The 10,435-nt window shown below is 44.0% G+C and carries 9 protein-coding genes; 5 read left to right on the forward strand and 4 right to left on the reverse strand.

Annotated elements, in window-relative coordinates:
- The first annotated feature begins 255 nt into the window (after positions 1-255).
- The 5 genes from GXO74_03735 to elbB all read left to right on the forward strand — a co-directional run bounded on the left by GXO74_03735 (position 256) and on the right by elbB (position 3,433).
- Positions 256-945: a phosphoribosylanthranilate isomerase gene (locus GXO74_03735; protein NOZ60771.1), complete on the forward strand. Its 690-nt coding sequence runs from the start codon at positions 256-258 to the stop codon at positions 943-945.
- 598 nt (positions 946-1,543) lie between these two features.
- Positions 1,544-1,924, forward strand: a complete 381-nt coding sequence (gene trxA, locus GXO74_03740) for a thioredoxin (GenBank protein ID NOZ60772.1) — start codon at positions 1,544-1,546, stop codon at positions 1,922-1,924.
- Positions 1,925-1,966: 42 nt separating this feature from the next.
- Positions 1,967-2,221 carry an NrdH-redoxin gene (locus GXO74_03745; protein NOZ60773.1) on the forward strand — a complete coding sequence of 85 codons (255 nt, stop codon included), beginning with the start codon at positions 1,967-1,969 and terminating at the stop codon, positions 2,219-2,221.
- Positions 2,222-2,242: 21 nt separating this feature from the next.
- Complete coding sequence (locus GXO74_03750) at positions 2,243-2,512, forward strand: co-chaperone GroES (protein ID NOZ60774.1); 270 nt, start codon at positions 2,243-2,245, stop codon at positions 2,510-2,512.
- A 249-nt stretch (positions 2,513-2,761) separates the two neighbouring features.
- Entirely contained in the window at positions 2,762-3,433 is a 672-nt protein-coding gene (gene elbB, locus GXO74_03755) for an isoprenoid biosynthesis glyoxalase ElbB (protein ID NOZ60775.1), read from the forward strand.
- Positions 3,434-3,486: 53 nt separating this feature from the next.
- Here elbB and GXO74_03760 read toward each other — a convergent pair whose 3' ends face one another.
- The 4 genes from GXO74_03760 to GXO74_03775 form a co-directional block, all read right to left on the reverse strand.
- The gene (locus GXO74_03760; GenBank protein NOZ60776.1) at positions 3,487-4,578 is read right to left on the reverse strand and encodes an ATP-dependent 6-phosphofructokinase; all 1,092 of its coding nucleotides are present in this window, start codon (positions 4,576-4,578) and stop codon (positions 3,487-3,489) included.
- Positions 4,579-4,622: 44 nt separating this feature from the next.
- Positions 4,623-7,607 carry a T9SS type A sorting domain-containing protein gene (locus GXO74_03765; GenBank protein NOZ60777.1) on the reverse strand — a complete coding sequence of 995 codons (2,985 nt, stop codon included), beginning with the start codon at positions 7,605-7,607 and terminating at the stop codon, positions 4,623-4,625.
- Positions 7,608-7,952: 345 nt separating this feature from the next.
- Positions 7,953-9,107, reverse strand: a complete 1,155-nt coding sequence (locus tag GXO74_03770) for a hypothetical protein (protein NOZ60778.1) — start codon at positions 9,105-9,107, stop codon at positions 7,953-7,955.
- Between the two features lie 93 nt (positions 9,108-9,200).
- Positions 9,201-10,435, reverse strand: a 1,235-nt coding sequence (locus GXO74_03775) for a phosphatase PAP2 family protein (protein NOZ60779.1), incomplete at its 5' end; no start/stop codon positions are given.

The following is a 10,435-nucleotide window of genomic DNA, read 5'->3' on the forward strand; positions in this document are numbered from 1 at the left end:
TAGGTGAACAGTTCAAAAAAAGCAAGAGGGCAAGTCAGATAAAAGTGGTTTAAGCCCCCTTGTTGTAAATTTTACGGCATTTGAAAAAATGCACAAATTTTTTGATCTTTTTTTAGTCTTCAATAATTGTGCCAGTTTGCTCGGTTTAATGAAAATAGATTTCAGAAAAATCAGCATGAAAAAGCAGATATTTTCTTCTTTGTAATTAATGAAAAAATTGTTAAATTAGCCGAATAAAAACGGGGACTGTGAAAAATGGGCTGGCTTTCAGAAATAAAATCGAAAACTCCATTGGTGAAAATCTGTTGCATTCAATCCGTGGAAGAAGCGTTTTTAGCAATGCGTTTTGGGGCGTCCTTGTTAGGGTTAGTTTCGGAAATGCCAAGCGGGCCGGGAGCAATTAGCGAAGAGAAAATAGAAAAAATCGCCACAGCAGTTCCGCGCGGAATAACGACTGTTCTTCTGACGAGCCTCACAAACGCGGAAGAAATAATTCGCCAGCAGCGAAGGTGTAAGACCAATGCCATTCAATTAGTGGACCGCTCAAAAGGCGATGATTTGAGAAAGTTAAAAGATTCGCTGCCCGGGATTGGGCTCATCCAGGTCATCCATATCGCCGGCGAAGAGTCGATCACTGTTGCGGAAGAAATCGTTTCATTTGTGGACGCGATCTTGCTGGATTCAGGAAATCCGAATTTGACGGTGAAAGAGCTTGGCGGCACGGGAAGAGTTCATGATTGGCGCATTAGCGCCAGAATTCGTGAATTATCGGCAAAACCGGTATTCCTGGCCGGCGGTTTGACACCAGAAAATGTCAAATCGGCAATTGAAACCGTCAAGCCATTTGCGGTTGATGTGTGCAGCGGCGTGCGCAGCAATGGTTATTTGAACGAAGAAAAATTGAAAAGATTTTTTGCAGCAATCAAATCAGCGACAAAACCATGATTCGAAATTGTGTCGCTCATTTTTTGTTTCTCAAATTGACGACGCCGACGTTCCGAATTTTTTGTTCAAATTTTAGGCATAAAATGAAAACAGATTCGGAACTTGAAACGAGTTGCCGAGTTAAACGCGAAAACATTATTTTGAAAAATGAATTTATTTCGATGGTTGGCCTGAAGCCTTTGTTCACTGAAAATTATTGAATTACAGCGATTTGAATTTTGCTGAAAAAATATTCTGACTCATTTCAGCCATGTGAATCTTTTTAAATCTTATGACATCTAACTTGCCAACTTTGAAAAGAGGCATGCAGAACGGATTATTTGTAGGTGAGTTATGAATAGGGATAGATATTTTTCACAAAAAAGATGTTTTGTTTGTCACAAACTTCATTACTGCGGTTCCGGCGGCCCCACGAGATCTTGCAAATTTTTCACTAAAATATCGTAGGGAGAAATGAGCGTGGAATGTCTTTTGCAGTAAAAAGCGTATTCTGCTCGGAATTTTCCCGATTCAAGGTTTTTATTGGAAAAAATAAGTCTTATTTTTAAAATAATCATAGTTATTCATTTAATGAACCACGTTTTAAGGAGAGATTTTAATGGTCGAACATTTGACGAAAGAGAAATTTTTGGAGAAGGTTTTTGATTACGAAAAAAATCGCGAATGGAAATTTGAAGGCGAATTACCGGCGATGATTGATTTTTACGCTGACTGGTGCGGGCCGTGCAAAATGGTGTCTCCGGTCATCGAAGAGCTTTCCCAACAGTACGAAGGGAAAGTAGATTTCTATAAAATTGACACGGAAGCGGAACAGGAATTAGCAATGGCGTTTGGCATTCGCAGTATTCCGTCTTTGCTTTTCATTCCCCAAGAAAGCCAGCCGCAAATGGCAGTCGGCGCCTTGCCAAAAGAGACTTTGATCGAAATTATCGAAAAAGAGTTGTTAAAAAACGGCAATGGCAACGGCAAAGAGAATTAATCGGATTCATGAATACGGAGCAATGGGAAAGGAGAATCTCTCATGAATCAAGCGAAAACGCAACCACGAGTGATCATTTTCACTACACCGACGTGTAGCTGGTGCAATACCGTAAAAAAATATTTGCGCGAGCACAAGGTTCGTTTTAAAGACATCGACGTGACTCGCGACCGAAACGCCGCCAAAGACCTTGAGCGTCGCGGTCACAGAGGCGTGCCGGTGATTTTTATCGGAAGCCGCACCGTCGTTGGTTTCGACAAACCCAAAATAAATAAATTACTTGGAATCAGGGGATAAAATATTTAGGAGGATTGTGTTATGGAGTTAAAGCCTTTGGACGATCGCGTAGTTGTGGAACGCGTTGAGGAAGAAGCAAAACAGGGCGCTATCATCATTCCTGAAACTGCAAAAGAAAAACCCCGCATCGGCAAAGTCATCGCTGTGGGTACTGATGAAGATTTGCAGGACATTCTGAAAGTTGGCGACAAGATTTTGTACGGAAAATATGTTGGCGATGAAGTTGAAATTGACGGAAAAGAATTGCTCATCGTGCAACGCGCTGATATTCTGGCAATCGTGAAAAACTAATTTTAGAAAAATTTATTACAAGGCAGGCGCTTTTTTTAGGTGTCTGCCTTTTTTGTTTCGAGTTCCGAGTTTAAAGTTCATAGTTCAATGTTGAGCTTGAATTTCAATGACACAAAACACGGCAAAAGCCAGAAGCGAAAGGCCGAAAGCCGATTGCCAAATGCCAAAAAAACCAATTGACAAAATCCCTCTGATTGATTATATTTCCAACGAACAGAAACGATGAATTTAGAACAGGAGGATTGCGTTATGACTGATTTTTCGGATAAAAGAGTCGGCGTTGTACTTGCCGGATGCGGAGTCTATGACGGCAGTGAAATTCACGAAGCAGTACTGACTTTGTTGGCGCTGGACGAAGCTGGCGCACAGACAATTATCATGGCGCCGGACGTAGAGCAAATGCACGTAATTAATCACAACAAAGGCGAGGTCGCCGAAGGAGAAAAGCGAAATGTGCTCACTGAAGCGGCGCGCATTGCCAGAGGGGAAATTCGCAATATTGCCGACGTGAAAGAGTCGGAGTTGGATGCGTTAGTTTTTCCCGGAGGCTATGGCGCGGCGAAAAATTTGTGCACTTTTGCCACTGAAGGGGCTAATTGTTCCGTTAACCAAGACGTGGAACGATTGGTGAAAGGGATGCACGTTGCGGGAAAACCGCTGGGGTTTATTTGTATCTCGCCGGCGCTGGGAGCGAAAATTTTGGGCGAGCATCATCCGACACTCACCATCGGAAACGACAAAGGAACCGCTGAAGCCATCGAAGCCATGGGCGGAAAACACGTTGAGCGATCAGTAGACGAGATCGCGGTGGACGAAAAGAATAAAATCGTTTCTACACCAGCGTACATGCTGGGTCCGTCGGTTGCTTTTGTTGCCAAAGGTATTAAAAAATGTGTGAATAAATTGCTTGAATTGAGCTGAAAAATCTGAACAACAAAAGAGCGCCGTTCTCAAATGTTCGGCGCTTTTTTTGTTTAATCTCCGAGTGAAGTTCCCAGTGCGCGGGCTGTCTTTATTAACGGCGAATCCAATGGTACAATGCGATTTTTTCCGGCAATTTCGGGAATGGGAACGGATTTGATTTCTGCGCCCTGAAGCGCTACCATTCTGCCAAATTTTTTCTTCGCTAACAAATGAACCGCCGCCACGCCGAAACGCGACGCCAACAATCTGTCTGTGGGCGTGGGAATGCCACCGCGCAGCAGGTGGCCTAAAACTGTCACGCGGGTTTCCGTGCTAATCATGGACTCGATCTGTTCGGAAATTCTGTAGCTAATGCCGCCAAGACGAATCGGTTCCGGGCTTCCTTCCAGACGCTGACGCACGACAAGTTCGCCGCCTTCCGGTTTTGCGCCTTCGCCAACCACCAGAATGCTGAAATGTTTGCCCCGGTAATTGCGCTCTTTTATTTTTTCGCACACTTTTTCGATGCGAAAGGGGATTTCAGGAATTAAAATGATGTCGCCGCCGCCGGCAATTCCGGATCCCAGCGCTAACCAGCCGGCGTATCTGCCCATAACTTCGACAATCATCACCCGGTGATGCGCCTGGGCCGTCGTGTGAATTTTATCGATGGCTTCGGTCGCTGTGGTCATTGCCGAATCAAATCCAAAAGTGACATCCGTGCCGAAAAGGTCGTTGTCGATGGTTTTGGGAATCCCAATAATAGGGATGCCTTTTTGGGAAAATTTATCCGCGACTGCCATTGTTCCGTCTCCGCCAATGCAAAAAAGAGCATCCAATCCCAGGTCTTCAAAAGTTTTAATCGCCTGATCTGATTGGTCAAGATAGACATATTTTCCGTTTTCAAGAATTGGGTATTGAAACGGATCGGCGCGATTTGTTGTGCCAAGAATAGTGCCTCCCTGGGTCAATATTCCGGACACCGAGTTCAAATCCAATTCCGTGTAGCGATTTTCCACTAATCCGTTGAAGCCATCAAAAAAGCCGATTATTTCAAAATCAAATTCGAAGGATGCTGTTTTCACAATGGCGCGAATCACAGCATTCAATCCGGGACAGTCTCCGCCGCCGGTTAAAACGCCAATTCGTTTTACTTTTTTCATCATTTTTCCCAGGTAAAATTTTTCAAAATATGATATTATTTAGCCTAATGAATCAAAATCATCTTCTTCTGCTGACTGAATTCTTTTGTTATCAAGCGATAAATATAAATTCCGCTCGCTGCAAGATTGCCATTTTCGTCTTTGCCATCCCAGAGAATCGAATAGCTACCAGCGCTTTTCTTTGCTTCGAAAAGCGTACGAATGCGCTGGCCTGAAATATTGTAAATAGAAATTGACGCCATTGTCGCTTCAGGGAGAAAAAAGTGAATATTTGTCTCCGGGTTGAACGGATTGGGATAATTTTGAAATAGCTGAAACGATTTTGGCGACAGGGAAACATTTTCCGTTTCCGGCACATCAGTTAACGGATTGAACCATTTAAAAATATTGGACATGAGTTTAGAACCTGTATCTTCGCTGGGACCTGCCACGCCTTCCAATCCAAAAGCCAAATATACGATTTTTGCGTCTGTAGCCATCGGCTCGAATCTAATTCCGGCGCTTTTCTGAGACTGCAAATATTTGAAAATAGAATGCGCCCCATTAACAGGACTCATTTCATCCCGAGAATGTTGATTATCCAATCCGTAAGGTCCGGTAAAGGTTATTGCCATTCCCGAACTAATGGGATCGCCGGATTTGCCGACAATCACAGATTCCGAAGTAGCGCCGGTCTCGAATTGAACCCCAAAATAATCTGCCAGAAAAGCGATTTTTGCCGCATCGCCGCTGCTGGCAACAAATTCCGCCAGATTCTGACTGAAAACTATGAGATCCCCACCCTGATTAATAAAATCAACTAAAACGCTGCGAAAAGTGTTCGGTAATAAATTGGTTGTTTGCATTCCCTGAAACCAAATGACTGTTTTGTAGCGTGTCAGGGAATCGGGAAAAATTTTGCTTTGCGAATCCCAATAATCGAAATAATTGTAATTTGATTCTAATGCATTTTGATAATACGTTTCGTAATTTTGATTATTGTCATCGTCAAGGAGCAGAATGGATGGTTTCCCGACGGGAATGGAAAATGTCGCTTTGCCAACGAAGTTGTCATTTTCAAACACTTGCAGTTGGAATGGAATCATTTTTCCGGAAATCGAAGGATCAGAACTAACAACAAAAGGCTCATTTTCATTGGTAAAAATTTCCTGATAGTTGACGCTGCCGATTGCTGCGGTCGAATCCTGAATTGTCACCAGAGGATCGGAAACGCGCAAAATGACCGAGGCATTCTCCAGAGCCATTCCGTTATTGAGTGTAGAGAGTTTCAACTGCACCGTCTCGCCAGCGTCCCATCTGCCGTTTTTATTGCCGTTTTCGTCAAGAATTTTGTAGGATTTGGCAGTGAAAAACGGCTGCGCGGAAAATTCTTTTTTGCAAAGAATCCAGTCGTCTTTGTCCAAAGTGATTTTCAGGGGTTCATGCGGCAGAATGACGGAAAAAGTATCGATTTCATTCTGCGTCCAGACAACAAAAGTCGTGTCGCCGTCTGCTGTCTCCACGGTCACATCGACAGGCATTTTGAAAATAGGCCCGAAACTCTGAATTTGCTTGATGGTGGAGAAAAGATAATACCGATTATCCGGGAGCATTTTTGTCGCGTAGAAATATTGGTAATAAGGAAAACCTTGCTCATAAATCCATTGATGAAAAAAATCAGTTAAGTCCATGCCCGAAACTTGTTCGCAGACCGCCTGAAATTGCTCCGTGGTCGCGGTGCCATATTTGCGAAGCGGATCGTTGTAATAAGTATGAAGTATCTGAAAAAAGGTAGAATCGCCGACAACGTGACGCAGCATGTGCAGGACGCACGACGCCTTGCGATAGCTGAGATTACCGTCAAAAATGACATCATGTTCCGGATCTTCCACATAGATTGTCCCCGGGCCATAGTAAAAGTGATTTTTTTGATATTGTCGGTAGTATGCTTTGCCATGCGACCATTCCATCCACAGCGCCTCAGAATAGGTCGCAAATCCCTCATTTAGCCAAATGTGGTGAAAACTGTTACACGTAATCATATCTCCCCACCACTGATGAGCTAATTCGTGCGCAATTAGAGTTTCTCCCACGCCGTGGAGACTGGTGAGAGTTTGGTGTTCCATGCCGCTGGCCCAGCCTAAAAATTCCGCATGTCCGTATTTTTCTTCAACAAACGGATATTCTCCGAAAAGTGAAGCATAGGCATGAATCATGTCTTTTGTTTTCGCATAATCGTTGAGATTGCCCTGGTAATTTCTCGGAAAAACGTAAAATTGAATAGGCATGGTATCGCCGCTTAATGTGACATATTCATCAGAATAAAAGTGAAACGGATGCGCAGCAATGGAAATCAAATAAGTTGCGATGGGATATTTTTCATGCCACCAATATTGTTTTTTGTTATCGGGCAGCGTTTTTTCTTCGCGCAGCAAGCCATTGGAAGCAACGATCAGATTTTCGGGAACAGTGATCACGATGTCTGCCGAATCCGCTTTGTCTGACGGTGTATCTTTGCAAGGCCACCAGGTTCGCGCTGCGTAAGGTTCGCTCAACGACCAGATCATGGGCTGGCCTGAATCCTGGTCAAAACCGAACCCCGCTGATGCGGGGTAGCCGTGGTAAAATATTTTTGCAGAAAAAGCCTCGTTGGTATTCTTTGTGTCCGCAAAATAAAAGGTCAGAATGCCTCCGGAGAAGGACGTGGACACGTTTTGCCCGTCCACGAGCACACTGTCCGGATAAAGTGAGTAAACAAGATGTACATCAATGGAATTGACCGGCTGCAAAATTTTTGCGTTCATTTGCACAAAACCGGTGAGAAATTTTTGCGAAGGAACAAGCTCTAAATTAAGCTGGTAATAGGTCACATCGTATTTATCCATGTTGGGTGTGGTGTTGCCATCTTCCGTGAGCCATTTTTTTGCCATTCTATTTTTGCCTTCGGCTTCGCGTTTGAGAAAATCATCACTATTTTCCGTTTGCTGAGCCAAAAGAGAAAAAACAAAAATTACAGAGAATAAAATTTGAAAAAGGAAAAATCTTTTCATCGCTTTACCTTTCAGTGTCATATTTTGAATTTTAGCATAATTTTAGGTGGCTATTCAGATACAAAGCCCCCCACATGGGGGCAGGGATCAGGAATACCTGAAAATGGTAGTTACTCTAGAAATTATCAGTTTATTTAAAGCGGTTCCCAAGAAATTATTTTTTTTTACTAAATTAAATCTCGGAGCCTTGGCGGCTTCGAGCTGAATAGTTACAATTTTAGTACGCTGGCTTGCGGATTAAAGTTCAAATGAGCAAAAAGAGCAATAGTCTGGTAGTAAAAGGATGCCCCCAAGTCTGATTCGCCAATGGCTAATTCAATGGCGCTTGGTTTGAAAAAGTCCGGTCTATGAAAAAATCATGTATTTCCCGTCTTTCATTAGAATTTGCGTTTCGCCATTTTTAAAACGGAGTTTCACCGCGACGGGGAGAACATCCGGCTGCATTTCCGAAATGTAAATGCGATCGATGTGCACGACATTTTCCGGTGAACTGAAATCTGTCGGGCCCACAGCGCCGCCAAAGTGGTCGCTCCTGCCAAAAGCGATGTGCAAGCCCAATTTTTCGTCCAGCAAAATTTCGCCGGTGGGGGAGATGCCAAAATCGCCCAGCACGCCAAAGCCCAATTCGGCAATGTTGGCGTACGCCGGTTCGTGTTGAATTTTTTCGCTTTCTTGTTTTGAGATTTCGCCCGAAGAAACGACTTCAACGGCTTTGTTCGCGCGGATTTTGTAAACGACAATTTCACCCTCCAGTTGCACCGGCAGAAAGCCTTCGGAAAGGCTCTTTTCCGGTTTTTCCCCTTCGTAGGGCACGATGTAACTTTCTCCGCTGGGTAGATTTCCAGCAACTCCCGAATCAGGGAATCGCCCGCCGCTGGCATGGCCTTTGCGAAAGCGCAGGTCAAAATTGATGTGAAAATTGTCCCCATCGGTAGTTGTGAAATCGATTTCCAGCGCAACAGCTTCGTCGAGTAGTTTTTTGATTTGCTGGACACGGCGGTTGATTTCGGCGTAATCGAGACGAAGTGCAGGGATCATCTCGGGAGAAAATCCGGGCATGGTTGCCGCGCGGAAATTCATCTGTTTCGCCAGAATCTTCAGCGGAGCAGTGGCGGAAAATTCGGTCAGCGCGATGACGAGCTGCGTTTGGCTCAATTTTTCTTTGAAATTTACCGCCTGCCCGTTTGCTGTCAAATTTCTCGCCTGCAAATTTTCCGCATCGCCATCGAAAAAATAGGCTGTCTCCGGCAAATCCGCATTGTTGTTGTGCACATTGGGATAGAGCAGCAGAGCGATTTCTTTCAGTCCGATTTCAGATGCCACAGAAGCCAATTTTTCCGCCCAATCCTGCGCCAGTTTCCGTCTGATGCGCCAGTTTTCATTATCAGGAACGACTTCATCGGGCACATCGATTAGAATCGCCAGCTTTTCATCCTTTTCCCGCGGTGAAAAAACCGAGACAATCAATTCTTTTAATTCTTTCGCAGTCAAATTTTCCATTTTTGCGCTCCTTGAAATAATTTCAAACCACCAAGATCGCGCCAAAGGCGGATCCGCTTATGGCGGACTCGAAAACACAAAGATTCTTGATATTCAATTTTCTTTGTCAATTTTCCCTCTGTGCCCTCTGCGGCTCTGTGGCAGATATTTAATTTTTTTAATGTTATCCTTTGTTTTCAAAAATAAATCTCCGTTTTTAACTTTCCCGCCAAACAAAATTCGTTCCGTGCTGTCAAACCGACAGGTGAAAACAATGCCTTTCTCGTAGAAAAATCCCGACAGGGCAAAGGCGAATGTCAATTTCAACGTATCTCCGGAAATTTGTTTGGCGATGTCATTTTTGAATTTGAATTCCGGGAAACCAAAGCCCTGCATTGTGCCGTCGATTTGCAAAATATCAGAAAGAGAATCTGGAACAAATACCACATCGCCATGCTCGACTTGAAAATCGATTTTCAAAATTGGCAAAGCAGCGGAACGCGGCAGTCGGTAGTGAAATTCTTTGTAAGCCGGCTTGGAAAAAAGAAAGAAAAACACCAAAAAGGCAACAGAAAAAACGAAGGCAATTGTCATCAAAATTCTGTTTTTGCCTGAAAGCAAGGTGTTTGGTTGCTGCTTTTCAGGTTTTGTTTGATTTTCTTCGTCAGGGATTTTCAAAATGTGATAGTAGAGAATCAAAATGATGAGCCAGGTAATTCCCCAGGACCAGATGACATCGGAAAGAAAATGCCCTCCCTGCGCCATGCGCGCGACGCCGATGAGCGAACCGTAAATGAGACTGAAAAACAGGCTGAACCAGGCAATTTTTTTGTGCTTGTCCCGCAGTGCCAGAAAAAGCGCGAAAAAAATGAACCCTGCCGAAGCATGTCCACAGGGAAAAGATTTGCCCTTGCCGGGAATGCCTGGTTGCCAGATTTCGCGAAATTCCCACTGACCGCCAAATTCCTCCACCTGCCGCGGTCTGGGACGTCCCCAGTGGTCTTTGAGCACGCCGTTGATGATGACGCCTGGACCTAAAATCATGGCGAGCAGAAATAATTTGCTGGCATGTTTATATTTTCTCAATTTAGGCACTGATTTCTGAAAAATGAGCACTGCAATCGCAGCAAATGAAAGCAGCAGCGCCGGCAAGGGGCCATAGTGATAAAGAAAATGCCAAAGCGGAGCATTTTTCTGATACCAGCCAGGATTTGCTGCGTGGTCATAAAAAAGCCGCTGAACTTTCAAATCAAGCTGGAAATGGGCGATAACCGCGGTGCTGATGAGTAAAAATAATGCGATTGAAAGATAAATAGCTATCAAATGTGCTGTTTTTTGTCGCAAAAAAG

This window comes from Calditrichota bacterium (genome assembly GCA_013152715.1).
GTDB lineage: Bacteria > Zhuqueibacterota > Zhuqueibacteria > Thermofontimicrobiales > Thermofontimicrobiaceae > 4484-87.